Origin of the sequence: Ensifer sp. Root558 (assembly GCF_001427045.1) — a bacterium.
In the GTDB taxonomy this organism is placed as follows: domain Bacteria; phylum Pseudomonadota; class Alphaproteobacteria; order Rhizobiales; family Rhizobiaceae; genus Ensifer; species Ensifer adhaerens.
In genome coordinates, this window is sequence record NZ_LMGC01000033.1 from 332849 (window position 1) to 347984 (window position 15136).

Consider the following 15136-nt stretch of genomic DNA (forward strand, 5'->3'; position numbering starts at 1 on the left):
CCACCGAACGGGGGCAGGAGGCGGGTTCGTTGCCCGGATTCACCAAGGCCAACGCTGATCGCCTTTGATAACAGCATTGGCGGCGTTTGCCATCGTCCCATTGTCGCCGCGGCCAGCTCCGGCCTTCACCGAACTGTCGCCAAACCGTTCAAATAGTTTCATGCGCCTGTTACGTCGCTGACACCCAGATGACCAAAGGTCCGGCACGCGCGGTGGCGCTGCCGAATCGGAGGTCTGTTTGGCCGATATCCTCAAGACGCTTTCGAGGCGTTCTTTCCTGCTTTCCGCCGGTGCCGCGGGCTTCGTGGCCTCATCCGGTCTTGCGACACCCTTTTATGCACGCGGCTACGGCCGGCCGGAATTCATTCACGGCGTGCAATCGGGCGATGTCGATACGTCCTCCGGCATGATCTGGACACGGGTGGATCGCCCGTCGAAGGTGTCGGTCGAATACTCGACCACCGAGAGCTTCTCTAACCCCCTTCGCCTTTCCGATCTGACGGCGACGCCGCAGACGGATTGCGCGATCAAATGTTCGCTCGACGGGCTGCTGCCGGACCAGGATATCTTCTACCGCTTCACCGCCACGGATCTCTACGACGTCAACCGCGTCTCCGCGCCGGTCACCGGCCGGTTTCGCACCGCGCCCTTGCGCAAGCGCTCGATCCGCTTCGTCTGGTCTGGCGACACGGCCGGGCAGGGCTGGGGCATTGATGATGTCGGCATGAAGACCTATTCGACCATGCGCCAGCACGAGCCGGACTTCTTCATTCATTCCGGTGACACGATCTATGCCGATAACCCGATCCCTGACGAGATAGCGCTACGTGATGGCGGTGTCTGGAAGAACCGCGTGGTGACGCATGAGAAGCGCGACGTGGCGCGGACGCTGGAAGAATATCGCGGGCAATGGAAATACAATCTGCTCGACGAGCATGTGCGGCAACTCAACGCCGTGTGCCCCACTTTCTATCAATGGGACGACCACGAGGTGCTGAACAACTGGTCGGCCTCGACCGACCTGCGCGACGACGCGCGCTATCCGGAAAAGGATGTTGCCGTCTATGCGGAGCGGGCGGCGCGGGCGTTCAACGAGATGACGCCGATCCGCATGCCGGCAACGCAGCCCGGCCGCATCTTCCGCAAGATCGGCTATGGTCCGTTGCTCGACGTGTTCTTCGTTGACCTCAGATCCTATCGCGGCGCCAACCAGGGAGAAGACGGCGGCGGCGCCCTGTTCGGCTGGCGGCAGGTCGACTGGCTTAAGCGCGAACTTGCTGCCTCGCGGGCCACCTGGAAGGTGATCGCCTGCGACATGCCGATCGGTCTCGTCGTCTGGGACGATTACACCAACCGGCGCGGCTCGGACGCGATCGCCAACGGCGACAACGGTCCGCCCGCGGGGCGCGAACGCGAATTTGCCGATCTCCTGCGCTTCGTCCGCGACAACGGCATCGACAACCTCGTCTGGCTGACGGCGGACGTGCACTACACCGCCGCGCATCACTACGATCCGGGGCGCGGCGCATTCAAGGATTTCACGCCGTTCTGGGAGTTCGTGTCCGGTCCACTGCATTCCGGCACCTATGGGCCGAAGGACCTCGACATGACCTTCGGGCCGGAGGTTCGCTTCATCAAGGCATCCGGCGGCGGCATCGACCAGAACCTGCCGCCATCAGCTGGTCTGCAGTTTTTCGGCATCGTCGATATCAACGGCCAGACGCAGCAGATGACGGTGCGGCTGATGGACCGGCAGGACCAGGAACTCTGGCGCGTGACGCTCGATCCGGCCGCAATTGCATGAGGAATTCGGTCGCGGCCAACAGCTTTGCAAACGGCGTTCGCGAGACCCCTGACGAGTGCAAACCCATGGCCTACCGGCATTTGAACACGACGCTCATGCGCGCGCCCCCCTTTCGCAATCGCAAAAAAACCTGTATGAGCGCGACCATTGAAAAAGCGGCGTGGCCCATCGGGGCTTGCCCTGAACCTTCCGAGACGAAAAATGAGCATTCGTAACATCGCGATTATCGCGCACGTCGACCATGGGAAAACGACCCTTGTTGACGAGCTCCTGAAGCAGTCGGGCTCGTTCCGCGAAAACCAGCGCGTTGCCGAACGCGTCATGGACTCCAACGACATCGAAAAAGAACGCGGCATCACCATCCTCGCCAAGGCGACTTCGGTCGAGTGGAAGGGCGTGCGCATCAACATCGTCGACACCCCTGGCCACGCCGACTTCGGCGGTGAAGTCGAGCGCATCCTGTCGATGGTGGACGGCGCCATCGTTCTCGTCGACGCTTCCGAAGGCCCGATGCCGCAGACGAAGTTCGTTGTCGGCAAGGCGCTGAAGGTCGGCTTGAAGCCGATCGTGGCGATCAACAAGATCGACCGTCCGGACGGTCGCCACGAAGAAGTCATCAACGAAGTCTTCGACCTCTTCGCCAACCTCGACGCCTCCGACGAGCAGCTCGACTTCCCGATCCTCTACGGTTCGGGCCGCGATGGCTGGATGAACGTCAACCCGGAAGGTCCGAAGGACCAGGGTATGGCGCCGCTGCTCGACCTGGTGCTGCAGCACGTGCCGGAGCCGACGGTTGCCGAAGGCCCGTTCCGTATGATCGGCACGATCCTCGAAGCCAACCCCTTCCTCGGCCGCATCATCACCGGTCGCGTTCACTCGGGCACCGTCAAGCCGAACCAGGCCGTCAAGGTTCTCGGCCAGGATGGCAAGCTGCTTGAAACCGGCCGTATCTCGAAGATCCTCGCCTTCCGCGGCATCGAGCGTCAGCCGATCGAAGAAGCGCAGGCAGGCGACATCGTTGCGATTGCCGGCCTTACCAAGGGCACCGTCGCCGACACCTTCTGCGATCCGTCGGTCGCCGAAGCGCTGACTGCGCAGCCGATCGACCCGCCGACCGTCACCATGTCCTTCATCGTCAACGACAGCCCGCTTGCCGGCACCGAAGGCGACAAGGTCACGAGCCGCGTCATCCGCGACCGCCTGTTCAAGGAAGCCGAAGGCAACGTTGCGCTGAAGATCGAAGAATCCTCGGAAAAGGACTCCTTCTTCGTATCGGGCCGCGGCGAACTGCAGCTTGCGGTTCTCATCGAAACCATGCGTCGTGAAGGCTTCGAGCTTGCCGTTTCGCGTCCGCGCGTTGTCATGCACAAGGATGACAACGGCCAGATGCTCGAGCCGATCGAAGAAGTCGTGATCGACGTCGACGAAGAGCATTCGGGCGTCGTCGTGCAGAAGATGTCCGAGCGCAAGGCCGAGATGGTCGAACTGCGTCCGTCTGGCGGCAATCGCGTCCGTCTGGTGTTCTTCGCTCCGACCCGCGGCCTCATCGGCTACCAGTCGGAACTTTTGACCGACACCCGCGGCACGGCGATCATGAACCGCCTGTTCCACGCCTACCAGCCCTACAAGGGCGAGATCGGTGGTCGCGTCAACGGCGTTCTGCTTTCGAACGACGCCGGTGAATCGGTTGCCTACGCGATGTTCAACCTGGAAGACCGCGGCCCGATGATCATCGACGCCGGCGAGAAGGTCTATGCCGGCATGATCATCGGCATCCACACCCGCGACAACGATCTGGAAGTGAACGTGCTCAAGGGCAAGAAGCTCACCAACATGCGCGCTGCCGGCAAGGACGAAGCTGTTCGCCTGACGCCGCCGATCCGCATGACGCTCGAGCGCGCGCTCTCCTGGATCCAGGACGACGAGCTGGTCGAAGTGACGCCGAAGTCGATCCGTCTGCGCAAGCTGCACCTCGACCCGAACGATCGCAAGCGCTTCGAAAAGGCCCGCACGGCTGGCGCTGCCTGATCGATCCTGATCGATCCTACGACTTTCAGAAAAACCCCGGAGCGATCCGGGGTTTTTTGCTGTGTGTGCCACCGATGGGCGACTTGCGGATAAAGTTAAAAAGGCGTTAACCTTCCATTGGGTGCCGTTAAAGTTGCCTGTGGGTTAACGCAGGCTGGCAACCGGGCGGGATTCCTGTTCGCCTTGTGTGTGTTTAGAGTCGCGAGTCATGAAGACTGTTTCGATAGAGATTCGGCCCGGAGAGCCGCAGGAAGCGTCGGCAATTGCCGATGTGCACCGCGTTTCGTGGCTGCAGACCTATGGCGGTCTCATTCCCCATCGTCCGCTCGTTCAGATGGTCAATCGCCGTGACGAGACCTGGTGGCGCAAGGCGACCCGCGGTCCTGCCACGCTGCTCGTCGTCGACGTCGCCGGAACCATCGCCGGCTACGCAACGCTCGGCCTCAGCCGCGCCAAGGCCCTGCCGCAGGAAGGCGAGATCTACGAGATCTACCTGAGGCCGGAATACCAGGGCATCGGCCTCGGGCGCATTCTCTTCGGCGAGGCCAAGAGCCTGCTGCGTTCGCTCGGCTGCCGTGGCCTCGTCGTCTGGTGCCTCGAAGACAGCGAGCATGCCTACCAGTTCTTCCAGGGTGCCGGCGGCACCGATATCGCCGAAGGCATGGAAGATTTCGGCGACAAGCACCTGAAGAAGGTCGGCTTCGCCTGGAACTAGGCCCGACGCCTCCGCGACACTGAAATCAAAGACTTACTCAGGCAGTTCGTTGTTGGGATCGGCCGCCTTGTCGCCCCGCGTGCCGTGATAGGCGGGCTTGTCGACGCCGCAGCGGAAGGTCGGTGCCACCTCGTCGGCGATCTTGCGGGCGAACGCATTCGGATCGGGATTGGCAAGCGCATCGACATAGCCGGCGACGCAGCCCTTGCCGTCATCCTTCTCGGCCACCTTGGAAATGACGAGCACCTGCCCCTGAAGTGCAGGAACCGAAGCGCCGGACTCGTCCGTGTTCTCGATGAACCAGCGCAGGATCGTCGCTACGGCCTTGCCATCCTTGGCAACCCGCCACTCCACGGTCGTGCCGGCGTGGTTGAATGGAATGAAACTCTCGAAAGCGTCGTCGGCATAGCGCTGGTTCAGGTGACCGAACGAGACACTCTGGCGGATGTCGGCTTCCTTGAAGCGAACGGGATAGTCCGCATGACCAGGGCAAGTCATCAACGCGTACATGCCCTCTTCTTCGGCGATCGTCTTGCACTTGTCGCGGCCGATGTCGGTATAGACGCTCTCATTGGCCAAGACGGGGCCGGCGGACAAAAGCACCAGCGCCAGGCATGCAACCCTTCCGTTCATACAAAACTCCCTCAAACGCGATTGGCAGACCTGTAGAGGTCGATGGGCAGGCGCAAAACGACCGGTTGAATCTGCGCTACGGACGAAAGTTATGTTGCATCGCGGCATGTTTCCCTTTATCCGACGGGCAAACTTCTCAAACCGACCCTGGAGTAGATCCATGCGCATCGACGCGATTTCCATCGGAAAGAATCCACCAGAAGATGTCAACGTGATCGTTGAGGTTCCCGTCGGCGGCCATCCGATCAAGTACGAGATGGACAAGGAAGCCGGCACGCTGGTCGTCGACCGCTTCCTCTATACGCCGATGACCTATCCGGGCAACTACGGCTTCGTGCCGCATACGCTCTCGGACGATGGCGATCCGATCGACGTTTTGATCTGCAACACCCGTCCGCTGGTTCCGGGCTGCGTCATCAATGTGCGCCCGATCGGCGTGATGATGATGGAAGACAATTCCGGCCAGGACGAGAAGATCATCGCCGTTCCGTCGGGTCACCTGACGCAGCGATACGACAAGGTTCACGAGTACACCGACCTGCCGGAAATCACGCTGAAGCAGATCGAGCACTTCTTCGAGCACTACAAGGATCTGGAGCCCGGCAAGTGGGTGAAGATCTACGGCTGGAAGGATGCTTCCACCGCCCGCCAGCTGATCAAGGAAGCCGTCGAGCGCGCCAAGGGCGCCAAGTAAGCTTTATCTGCCGGCCAGTTCGGCAAGGCGTTTCATCAGCTCCTCCGGGTCGCTCTCGATCCGGAGGATTTTTTTGCGCTGCGTTTCGCCTGAGATGAGGGAGAGCTTGCTCTTGGCAAGCCCGAGCGTCTTGGCAAGAAAGGCAAGCAGTGCCTGATTGGCCTTGCCTTTCTCCGGGACCGCGCGGACGCGCACTTTCAGATATTCTTCGCCATCAGCAGCCGCTTCCAGCCCGTCGATGGCATCACGGCCGCCGTTCGGCGTCAGGCGCACCGTCAGGCGAACATGGTCGCCATGCGCGGTGAAGGCCGTGCTACTCACCCTGCACCTGGCCGGCCGTCGTCAGCCCAGCAAGGCCGGCGCGATCGTCGTGTTCAGGAAAAGCTGGATGAAATAGAGGATTACCAGAACGACCAGCGGCGAAAGGTCGACGCCGCCCATGTCGGGCAGGATGCGGCGGATCGGGCGGTAGAGCGGCTCGGTCAACTGGTAAAGCGAGCGGCCGATCATGTTGATCGCCTGGTTGTTCACGTTGATGACATTGAACGCGTAGAGCCAGGAAAAGATGGCCGACGCGATGACCAGAAACCACGCGATGTTGATGATGAAGTTCAAGGTGCCGATAACAGCAAGCATGCCGGTCTCCAAATCGTTATTGACAGACATGTAGACATTGAGACCTAAACGAGCAAGTACGCCGGTTTATCGGGCGCGATCATGTTTAACGTGTGGCCGCTCGACAGTCGGTGCCGACGAGAGCATGTCGCGATCCTTCAGATGCGCTGCCTGCCTTTTGAATATTGACGTTTCACTTGTCGTTATCGCAAAACCGCGACCCAGTTTTGCGCGACCCGCTTCAGGAGCGACTTCCTCATGTCCGCCGTCCATGCCTCGCATCGTTTTGCCGCGTTTCGGCATGTCGGCTATCGTCGCTACTTCTTCTCGCGCTTCCTCGCCTATTTCGCGATCCAGATCATCTCTGTCGCCGTCGGCTGGCAGATCTACGATCTGACGCGCGATCCCTTCGATCTTGGCTTGATCGGCCTTTTCCAGTTCCTGCCATCGCTGGTGCTGATCCTCGTCACAGGATCCGTGGCCGACCGCTACAACCGGCGCATGATCATGGGCGTCTGCATGGTGGTCAGCACGCTTTGCGCAGCGGCGCTGCTCGCGCTGACAGTTACCGGGCTGTTTTCGCCGTGGCCGGTTTATGCGGTTCTCGTGGTCTTCGGCATCGAGCGTGCATTCCTTGCACCCGCGTCGCAATCGCTGGCGCCAAACCTGGTGCCGCCGGAAGATCTGCCCAACGCGATCGCCTGGAACTCCACCTCCTGGCAGATCGCGATGATCGTCGGCCCGGTCGCGGGTGGTCTCATCTACGCGCTTGGCGCGGTCTTTCCTTATGCCATCGGCTTCTGCTTCTTCCTCGCCTCCGCATTCATGGTCTTTGCCATTCCGAAGCCGGCGACGCGCACCCAGGCCTCGGCGCAAAGCTGGCAGACGATCACCGCCGGCTTTCGCTACATCAAGGCGGAGAAGGTGGTGCTCGGCGCCATATCGCTCGACCTTTTTGCAGTGCTGCTCGGCGGCGCCGTGGCGCTGATGCCGGTCTTTGCCCGCGATATCCTCGACCTCGGCCCCTGGGGGCTCGGCCTGTTGCGCGCGGCCCCGGGTGTCGGCGCCGTTGCCATGGCGGTCTGGCTGGCGGCGCACCCGATCCGCCATCGCGCCGGTTTCTACATGTTCATCGGCGTGGCGCTCTTCGGTCTCGGCACCGTTATCTTCGGCCTTTCAGCGACCCCCTGGGTCTCGATCGCGGCCCTCGTCGTCATGGGTGCTGCCGACATGGTCTCGGTCTATGTGCGCGAGACGCTGATCACGCTCTGGACGCCGGACGAACTGCGCGGCCGGGTCAACGCCGTCAACATGGTCTTCATCGGCGCGTCGAACGAACTTGGCGAATTCCGCGCCGGCATGATGGCGTCCGGCTTCGGCGGGGTCTTTGCCGTCGTCTTCGGTGGCATGGGCACGCTGCTCGTCTCAGGGCTTTGGGCGCTTGGCTTTCCGCAATTGCGCAAGATCGATACGCTCGACGTGCCCGATCACCACAAGTAAGCGGTGCGAGCGGACAGCACGTTACGCGCTTTCCGCCCTTTCTCCCGGCCGTTCATCGCGCAGGAAGATCAGTTCCAGGAAGTTCTCCATCCAGGTGCGCAACGGCCCGTCGTGCTGCATGCGGCCGTCGAGATGGGCCTTGCCCACCTGGGCACCGGGCATCTCGAAGCGATGGGCGCCGTGCACCACCCAGCGATGCATCATCGCGCGAGTGAGTTCGCCGTGGAACTGGATGCCCCAGGCATTGTCACCGTAGCGGAAGGCCTGGTTGGGATAGGTGTCGCCGGTTGCGAGCAGCTCGGCGCCGGAAGGCAGGTCGAAGCCCTCGCGGTGGAAATGGTAGACCATGGCCGGCCAGTCCATCAGCGCCTTGCCCGCTTCGGTCGCAACCAGCGGATACCAGCCGATCTCGGTCATGCCTTCGTGATGGGGTGCCACCGAGCCGCCGAGGTTGCGCGCGAGCATCTGCGCGCCGAGGCAGATGCCGAGATAGGGCTTGTTTTCCTTGAGTGGCACGGAAAGCCAGTCGATCTCGCGGCGGACGAACTCTTCCTCGTCGTTGGCGCTCATCGGACCGCCGAAGACGATCGTGCCGCTGTGCCGTTCCAGCGTTTCCGGCAGATCGTCGCCGAGCGCCGGACGACGGATGTCGAGCCCAAAACCCTTCTGCTCGAGTATCTGGCCGACGCGGCCGGCGCTCGATCGCTCCTGATGCAGGATGATCAGGACGGGTTTTCGGGCGCTGTCGTCGGGCATCGGCATTTCAGTTATCCTGTTGTGACTCGGCTTTCTCGACCGTGTCGCTTCTGGCCGCCGCCTCCTGGCGCTGCAACACCCGGTCGCGACCGGAAACGCCGAGCAGATCGGCAATACGCCAGATCACGTGATCTTCCATCTCACTGCGCTCGCCATCGGCATAGACAACGTCCCAGAGCATGCCGACGAGTTCGACGCGTTGCTCCTCGGAGAGGTGACGCTTGAGCTCGGCAGTGAATTGGTAGAAGTCGATCGCCTCGCTCTCGGCAGTCTCGCCGGCTTCGATCAAAGCGGAGAGCGAGGCATCGTCGAGCTTGTAATGCTCCTTGATGACCTTGCGCATCTTGCGCCGCTCGGACGCGAGGATCCGGCCGTCGGCCTCCATCACCTGGAAACAGAGAGCGATGACCGCCACGCGCGGATCGCCATGCTCTATGCGCTTCGCCGGGCCGGTCAGACCATCGAGAAACGTCCGTAAGCGTTCAAACATGTATTTTGCCACAGCCCCTTGAGAACTCAGAACAATCGGAAAGTCGTCTTTTCCGGCGCCTTCTCGCCAGCGGCCGGATCGCGCACGCCGGGGTCATCCGGCGGGCGGCCGAAGAAGGGATCGGGCCTGTGCTCGCCATTCGCGCCCTCTTCCTTCTCCGCCTTGACCGGAGGCTTGTCGGCAACCGGTTCCGGCGCCTTGCGCTCGGCGACCTTGATCGGCTGCGGTGCCGGACGCGGCTCCTCGCGCTCGGCCTCGAGGATCACGGGCGTCTCGCTGCGCCGGGCCGCGGGTGCGGGCTGGTGCACATGCGCCTCCACCACGGCGGGCAGGCTGCGGATCGCCTCGTCGGCGTTCGACTGGTCGTGGTCGACGGTGGCCGAAAGCGTATGCGGCGGGGCTTTCCATTCGAAGGCATCGAGCCGGCCGCTCACCGGCGAGACCGGCAGCCAGGTCGGCGAGGTCACGCCGTCGGCGGTCCAGGCCGGATCGCGCGGGCTCTTCAGCGCCTGCGCCATCCAGTGACGGATGCGGCCCTCGTCGCCGGTGTCGGCCTCTTCGATGTCGGCAAGCAGCAGGAAGATGCTCTCGGTCGGGTCGAGCCGGGCGGCGGCTTCCGCCTTGGTGCGAGCCAGAAGCAGTTCGCGCGCTTCGAGTGCGGCTTCGGCGACGGCAGCCATCGCCACGGCATTGTTGGGCTTCAAGGCTTCGAGCTTGCGCGCCCGTTTCAACCGGTCGACCGCAGTGTCGCCGCCGCGGGCGCGCACGTAGAGCCGGGCCACGTCCGGATGCGGCTCGTGCTTCCAGTTCTTCTCCAGGATCGAGGTGCCCTTGCGCAGGTTGTCCTCGCGAAACAGCGCCTTGGCGGCCGTCAGCGCCGCCGGCACGAGATGTTCGTCGAGCTTCAGCGCGGCAAGCGCATCGTCCCGTGCACCTTTCACGTCGCCCTCGAGCTTCGTCATTGCGCGCGCCGTCAGCAGCACTGCCTTCTTGCGATCGGCTTCCTTGCGATCGACCACGTGGGCGATGCGGCTCTGGTCGAGCAGACGCAGGGCATCGTCCCATTGACCGGCCTGGCTCTGGCTGTCGAGGGTTGCAAGCGCTGCCCAGGGCAGGTGCGGCGCCTTTTCGGCGGCGCGCTCGGCATATTGCCGCGCGGCCTCGTGGGCGCCGAGCCGCTTGGCCTCGAGATAAAGGCCGCGAAGCCCGAGTTCGCGCGTCTCCGGATCGTCGGCCATCAGCTCGAACTTGCGGCGGGCGTCGTCGTACTTGCCTTCGATCAGTGCGGTCTGGGCTTCGAGCAGGTGGATCAGCGGTTCCTGGTCGGCGCTGATCAGGCCGCGGGTGCGGGCGGTCATCTTGCGGGCAAGATTGGCGTCACCGGCGCCGGCGGCGATCAGGCCGGTCGACAGCGCCTGGTAGCCGCGGTCGCGCTTGCGGGCGCGGAAATAGCGGGTGACCGTGTGCGGCGAAAGCCAGATGGTGCGCACCAGCCAGACGACGATCAGCACCGCGGCAATCAGCGAGATCAGCAGCGATGCCGCGCGCATCAGGCTCATCTCGATCAACTGGCCCTGCCAGACGACCGAGAGTTCACCCGGCCGGTCGGCGAGCCAGGCGAAGCCGAGGCCGAGACCAAGCACGATCAGGATGAAAATCAGAATGCGGATCATATCTGGTTCCCTCAGCCTTCCGTGCCTGGTTTTGCCATCGTCGCAGCGACGGCGGCATCGATCGCGGCTTCGACCCGCAAACGCTGGTCGAGCTTGGCCTTGAAAGCCTCGCCCGCCGGCTTGGCGGTGTCGGGCAGACCATTCCATTCCAGAGCGGCGCCCTTGAGGTCGCCATTGTTCAGCTTGTCCTCGATCCGGGCGATGACGGCTTCGGGCGTTTCACCCTCGACGCTGCCGACGGGACGCACGCGAATGCCGGACATGGCGCTGGACACTAGCCGGTCGAAGATACCCTCGTTCGGGTCGGGCTGGTTGAGAGCGTCGAGCATGGCGTCGGCGGTTTTCGGGAACTCGCGGCGCAGATCCGTGCGGGTCGGCACGCCGACCTGGGCATCCTGGGCGAGCGCGGCGACGGCCTGTTCATCCGGCGCGATGCTGCGCAGCGCGTCGAGTTCGGCGAGGAAAGGCCCGCCGCGATCGATCGCCGACTTCAGTGCAGTGACCGCAACGGCTTTCGCCATCTGGATATCGTTGACCGGCTCGTTGAGCTTCTGCTCGGCGGTCTCGATGCGGCTCGTCAGTTCCGCCTTCTCGGCGGTTGCCGACTGCTGCGCATCGGCGAGCGCCGTCTTCAGGCCTGCAAGCTCCTTGGTGAGATTGTCGACTTCCGCCTTCAGCGTCTCGACCTCGGCGCTCGGCGCGCCGCTCGCAGCCGGTTGGGAGGCCGACTGTTCGAGCGCGGCGATACGACCTTCGAGTGCGGTGTTGTCGACGACGGCTGCGGGGGTGGGCAGCGCCGCGATCTGGTCGCGCAGGGCCTGCAGTTCGCCGGAAATGTTCTGCTCGACGCCGCGGGTCGGCCCAAGTCCAGGCACGATGCCGGCATATTGCAGGCCGCCGAAGCCGAGCAGCGTCACGAGACCGCCGACGATGCCGGCTGCGAGCGCACCGGAGTTCGATACCGGCTTCTGCGGCGGTGCCGGTTCGGGCTCGCGGGCCACATGCGGCGGCTCTTCGGCGAAGACGGCCGCGGCCGCGTCGGCGGCGGCATCGGCGCGCTGCTCCTCGATTTCTTCGTCCAGGCGGGATCCGGCGGCGCTGTCGTCGCTGGTGTCCCTTATCGGCTCATCCGTCTCGGCTTTGTGCGCTGTGTTCTCGGCCGCAGCGTCTGCCAGCGTCTCGCCGGTTGCTTCCGGGCCGGCCGGTTCCGCAACGGTTTTCTCCGCTTCGAGGTCGATCGTCAGCGGTTCCTTCTCGGACTTCGAGCGGCGCGGCGGGTTTTCCGATACCATGGTGACCTCTTACCGTTAGTGCCTGTCGGCTCTTCCTTCAAACCTAGTCAGCCGGAACGGTGAGGGAAAGCCCCTCCGTTCCGTTTTTGGATGAATTCGATGTTAGAGAAGACTGAAAAGGCTGTCTTCATCGGGCCTTGCGGCGGTCTCCGCCACGACGTTACCCGGCAGCGCCTCGGCCACCACGGGGCTGAGGCAGAGGTAGCGCGGCGCAAAGGAAGCAGCATCGACACCGGCTTCGGAAAGCAGGCGAACGAACTGTCGCGCGGTCTCTCGCGAGTATAAAAGCACGGCGTCGGGACGGCTGCTCCGCCGCAGATCTTCGATCGCGGCGCGCGAATGGGCGATCGGCTCCATGCGGTAGCACTCGACCGTCCGGTGCTCTATGCCGCGTTGTCTCAGCCCCTTTTCCAGCCCTTCGGAGCGCGGCGTTCCTGCCAGATAGAGCAGGGGAAGTGGCGGCAGCGTGTCGATGGTCGCGCCGATCAGTTCCGCCAGGGACTGGCCGGTACCCTCCGCTATGCGCAGATCGGAGAAACCGAGCCCGGCTGCTGCTTGCGCCGTGGCGGCGCCCACGCAGAAGCACGGGGTCGCCAGATGCTGTGACAGGTCTGCATCTGACGATACGAGCATCCGAATGGCTTCGGCGCTGGTGAGCACGATCGCCGCATGCGGCACTTCAAGCGCGGCAACGGAGACGGCAGCAAGATGTGTCGCCTGCATCAGGGGCAGCAGGATCGGCCGGTGGCCGGCGGCTTCCAGCCGGCGTACCGTCGCCTCGGCGGCGGGAAGCGGCCGGGTGACGAGCACGCGCATGGCTTTAAGTCCAGCTTGCAAAGAAGCCGGGGCCGGCCTTGGCGCGGATCTCTTCGCCGGCCTTTTGCCCAAGCGCTTCGGCGTCGGTGGCCCTGCCCTCGATCGTAACCCGGTGATGGGTCTGGCCGTCGGGCGTGAGGATCATGCCGGAAAAGCTGAGATGGGTGCCGTCCGAGGTGGCGAGACCGGCGATCGGCGTGCGGCACGAGCCGTCGAGCGTCGCGAGGAAGCCACGCTCGCAGGCGACTGCCTCATGGGTGCGGGGATCGTCGATGGCTGCGAGCAGGTCGTTGATGCGGCTGTCGCCGATGCGGCTCTCGATGCAGATCGCGCCTTGGGCCGGCGCCGGCGGGAATTCCTGGGGGTCGAGCAGTTCGGTCGGAACGTCGGTCATGCCGAGACGCTTGAGGCCCGCATAGGCAAGCAGTGTGGCATCGACCTGGCCCTCGGCGAGCTTTCTCAGCCGTGTTTCCACCTGGCCGCGATAGGTGATGACATTGATATCCGGACGCAGCCGGCGGATCAGCGCCTGGCGGCGCAGCGACGACGAGCCGACCGTCACGCCCTGCGGCAGTTCCAGCAGTTTTTTTGCCGTCCGACCGATGAAGGCATCTCGAATGTCCTCACGCGGCAGGAAGGCGGAAAGACAGAGGCCGTCAGGCAGTTTCGTCGGCATGTCCTTGGACGAATGCACAGCGAAATCGAGTTCGCCCGACAGCAATTGTTGCTCGATCTCTTCGGTGAACAGGCCCTTGCCGCCGATCTCGGCGAGCGAGCGGTCGGTGATCCGGTCGCCCTTGGTCGAGAGGATGACGACCTCGAACATTTCCGGCGCCAGACCATGCGCCGCTGCGAGGCGATCGCGCGTTTCATGGGCTTGAGCGAGCGCCAGCGGGCTGCCGCGCGTGCCGATCCGGAAAGGTTTTGTTTGCATCAAAGGCTATCCATTGTTACCGGAGTTCCGTGTACCCACCTTTCGGTGCGACCGCAATCTTTGAGTAGTTCCCGATGTCTCCGCCCCTGCGCATCCTCGGCATAGAAACAAGCTGCGACGAAACCGCCGCTTCCGTCATTTTGCGCGATTCCGGCGGTAAGGGCCATATCCTCGGCGACGTGGTCTTAAGCCAGCTGGAAGAGCACAGCGCCTATGGCGGCGTGGTTCCGGAGATCGCGGCGCGCGCCCATGTGGAGGCGCTCGACACGCTGATCGAGGAAGCGCTGCTCAGGGCCGGCGTCACGCTTTCCGACATCGACGCCATTGCTGCGACAAGTGGTCCCGGTCTGATCGGCGGCCTGATCGTCGGGCTGATGACCGGCAAGGCGATCGCGCGCGCAACCGGCAAGCCACTCTATGCCGTCAATCACCTCGAAGGCCACGCGCTGACCGCGCGGCTGACCGATGGGCTCTCCTTTCCCTATCTGATGCTGCTCGTTTCCGGCGGTCACACGCAACTGATCCTCGTCAAGGGCGTCGGCGAATACGAACGCTGGGGCACGACGATCGACGATGCGCTCGGCGAAGCCTTCGACAAAACGGCCAAGCTGCTCGGCCTCCCGTATCCGGGTGGTCCGGCGGTCGAGCGGGCAGCACTTGCCGGCGATCCGCAGCGTTTCGATTTTCCGCGACCGCTCGTCGGTGACGCCAGGCTCGATTTTTCCTTTTCGGGATTGAAGACGGCGGTGCGCCAGGTGGCGCAATCGCTGGAGCCGGTAACGGAGCAGGACATCGCCGATATCTGCGCCTCGTTCCAGCGGGCGATTTCCCGCACGCTCAAGGATCGGGTCGGGCGCGGCCTGAAGCGCTTCAAGGCGGAGCATGGCAGTGTGGCGCGCCCGGCGCTGGTGGTTGCCGGCGGTGTCGCCGCCAATCAGGTGCTGCGCTCGACGCTGCAGGCCTTGTGCGCGCAGTCCGGTTTCGACTTCATCGCGCCGCCGCTTTCGCTCTGCACGGACAACGCGGCAATGATCGCCTGGGCCGGTGCCGAGCGGCTGGCGGCAGGCATGGCGGCCGACGGCCTCGATGTCGCGCCGCGCTCGCGCTGGCCGCTCGACGCCCAGGCGCAGGCGCTGCTCGGTTCGGGCAAACGCGGCGCCAAGGCGTGACAAGATCTAAAGCATAC

15 protein-coding genes are annotated in these 15136 nt (G+C 63.7%); 6 read left to right on the forward strand and 9 right to left on the reverse strand.

What is annotated here, in order from left to right; all coding sequences use genetic code 11:
- Positions 1-238: 238 nt before the first annotated feature.
- The 3 genes from ASD63_RS25550 (at position 239) to ASD63_RS25560 (ending at position 4547) form a co-directional block, all read left to right on the forward strand.
- Entirely contained in the window at positions 239-1804 is a 1566-nt protein-coding gene (locus ASD63_RS25550; RefSeq protein ID WP_034802625.1) for an alkaline phosphatase, read from the forward strand.
- Between the two features lie 201 nt (positions 1805-2005).
- Entirely contained in the window at positions 2006-3832 is a 1827-nt protein-coding gene (typA, locus tag ASD63_RS25555; protein WP_034802622.1) for a translational GTPase TypA, read from the forward strand.
- Positions 3833-4040: 208 nt separating this feature from the next.
- Positions 4041-4547: a GNAT family N-acetyltransferase gene (locus ASD63_RS25560; protein WP_034802619.1), complete on the forward strand. Its 507-nt coding sequence runs from the start codon at positions 4041-4043 to the stop codon at positions 4545-4547.
- Between the two features lie 33 nt (positions 4548-4580).
- Here ASD63_RS25560 and ASD63_RS25565 read toward each other — a convergent pair whose 3' ends face one another.
- Positions 4581-5180 (reverse strand): hypothetical protein, encoded by a 600-nt coding sequence (locus ASD63_RS25565; RefSeq protein WP_034802616.1) that lies wholly within the window; start codon positions 5178-5180, stop codon positions 4581-4583.
- A 160-nt stretch (positions 5181-5340) separates the two neighbouring features.
- On the opposite strand from ASD63_RS25565, the gene ppa reads away from it, so the two are divergent.
- A complete protein-coding gene (gene ppa, locus ASD63_RS25570; RefSeq protein WP_034802613.1) occupies positions 5341-5874 on the forward strand; it encodes an inorganic diphosphatase in 534 nt (177 codons plus the stop codon).
- A 3-nt stretch (positions 5875-5877) separates the two neighbouring features.
- Here ppa and ASD63_RS25575 read toward each other — a convergent pair whose 3' ends face one another.
- Together ASD63_RS25575 and ASD63_RS25580 are read right to left on the reverse strand one after the other, a co-directional pair.
- Positions 5878-6195, reverse strand: coding sequence for a DUF167 domain-containing protein (locus ASD63_RS25575; protein ID WP_034802611.1), 318 nt, complete (start codon positions 6193-6195; stop codon positions 5878-5880).
- A 21-nt stretch (positions 6196-6216) separates the two neighbouring features.
- Positions 6217-6510 carry a YggT family protein gene (locus ASD63_RS25580; RefSeq protein ID WP_089044330.1) on the reverse strand — a complete coding sequence of 98 codons (294 nt, stop codon included), beginning with the start codon at positions 6508-6510 and terminating at the stop codon, positions 6217-6219.
- A 237-nt stretch (positions 6511-6747) separates the two neighbouring features.
- On the opposite strand from ASD63_RS25580, the gene ASD63_RS25585 reads away from it, so the two are divergent.
- Positions 6748-7989 carry an MFS transporter gene (locus tag ASD63_RS25585; protein WP_034802606.1) on the forward strand — a complete coding sequence of 414 codons (1242 nt, stop codon included), beginning with the start codon at positions 6748-6750 and terminating at the stop codon, positions 7987-7989.
- A gap of 21 nt (positions 7990-8010) precedes the next feature.
- Here the strand turns inward: ASD63_RS25585 and ASD63_RS25590 are convergent, their stop codons facing one another.
- The 6 genes from ASD63_RS25590 to hemC form a co-directional block, all read right to left on the reverse strand.
- Complete coding sequence (locus tag ASD63_RS25590; RefSeq protein ID WP_060530015.1) at positions 8011-8745, reverse strand: glutamine amidotransferase; 735 nt, start codon at positions 8743-8745, stop codon at positions 8011-8013.
- Between the two features lie 7 nt (positions 8746-8752).
- Positions 8753-9235, reverse strand: coding sequence for a TerB family tellurite resistance protein (locus ASD63_RS25595; RefSeq protein ID WP_034802604.1), 483 nt, complete (start codon positions 9233-9235; stop codon positions 8753-8755).
- Between the two features lie 26 nt (positions 9236-9261).
- On the reverse strand, positions 9262-10908 hold the full coding sequence (locus ASD63_RS25600) for a heme biosynthesis protein HemY (protein WP_034802602.1): 1647 nt from the start codon (positions 10906-10908) through the stop codon (positions 9262-9264).
- 11 nt (positions 10909-10919) lie between these two features.
- Complete coding sequence (locus tag ASD63_RS25605) at positions 10920-12200, reverse strand: mitofilin family membrane protein (protein WP_034802600.1); 1281 nt, start codon at positions 12198-12200, stop codon at positions 10920-10922.
- Between the two features lie 102 nt (positions 12201-12302).
- The gene (locus ASD63_RS25610) at positions 12303-13016 is read right to left on the reverse strand and encodes a uroporphyrinogen-III synthase (RefSeq protein WP_034802598.1); all 714 of its coding nucleotides are present in this window, start codon (positions 13014-13016) and stop codon (positions 12303-12305) included.
- Between the two features lie 4 nt (positions 13017-13020).
- On the reverse strand, positions 13021-13950 hold the full coding sequence (gene hemC / locus ASD63_RS25615) for a hydroxymethylbilane synthase (RefSeq protein ID WP_034802595.1): 930 nt from the start codon (positions 13948-13950) through the stop codon (positions 13021-13023).
- Between the two features lie 74 nt (positions 13951-14024).
- Here hemC and tsaD point away from each other — a divergent pair, with 74 nt between their 5' ends.
- Complete coding sequence (tsaD, locus tag ASD63_RS25620; RefSeq protein WP_034802592.1) at positions 14025-15119, forward strand: tRNA (adenosine(37)-N6)-threonylcarbamoyltransferase complex transferase subunit TsaD; 1095 nt, start codon at positions 14025-14027, stop codon at positions 15117-15119.
- Positions 15120-15136: the final 17 nt, after the last annotated feature.

Excerpts from the sequence above, each read along its gene's own strand:
- ASD63_RS25605 (WP_034802600.1), bottom strand. The coding sequence starts at position 12,200 with ATGGTATCGGAAAACCCGCCGCGCCGCTCGAAGTCCGAGAAGGAACCG.
- ppa (WP_034802613.1), top strand. The coding sequence starts at position 5,341 with ATGCGCATCGACGCGATTTCCATCGGAAAGAATCCACCAGAAGATGTC.
- ASD63_RS25590 (WP_060530015.1), bottom strand. The coding sequence starts at position 8,745 with ATGCCCGACGACAGCGCCCGAAAACCCGTCCTGATCATCCTGCATCAG.
- ASD63_RS25565 (WP_034802616.1), bottom strand. The coding sequence starts at position 5,180 with ATGAACGGAAGGGTTGCATGCCTGGCGCTGGTGCTTTTGTCCGCCGGC.
- ASD63_RS25610 (WP_034802598.1), bottom strand. The coding sequence starts at position 13,016 with ATGCGCGTGCTCGTCACCCGGCCGCTTCCCGCCGCCGAGGCGACGGTA.
- ASD63_RS25585 (WP_034802606.1), top strand. The coding sequence starts at position 6,748 with ATGTCCGCCGTCCATGCCTCGCATCGTTTTGCCGCGTTTCGGCATGTC.
- ASD63_RS25580 (WP_089044330.1), bottom strand. The coding sequence starts at position 6,510 with ATGCTTGCTGTTATCGGCACCTTGAACTTCATCATCAACATCGCGTGG.
- ASD63_RS25560 (WP_034802619.1), top strand. The coding sequence starts at position 4,041 with ATGAAGACTGTTTCGATAGAGATTCGGCCCGGAGAGCCGCAGGAAGCG.
- hemC (WP_034802595.1), bottom strand. The coding sequence starts at position 13,950 with ATGCAAACAAAACCTTTCCGGATCGGCACGCGCGGCAGCCCGCTGGCG.
- ASD63_RS25600 (WP_034802602.1), bottom strand. The coding sequence starts at position 10,908 with ATGATCCGCATTCTGATTTTCATCCTGATCGTGCTTGGTCTCGGCCTC.
- ASD63_RS25595 (WP_034802604.1), bottom strand. The coding sequence starts at position 9,235 with ATGTTTGAACGCTTACGGACGTTTCTCGATGGTCTGACCGGCCCGGCG.
- tsaD (WP_034802592.1), top strand. The coding sequence starts at position 14,025 with ATGTCTCCGCCCCTGCGCATCCTCGGCATAGAAACAAGCTGCGACGAA.
- typA (WP_034802622.1), top strand. The coding sequence starts at position 2,006 with ATGAGCATTCGTAACATCGCGATTATCGCGCACGTCGACCATGGGAAA.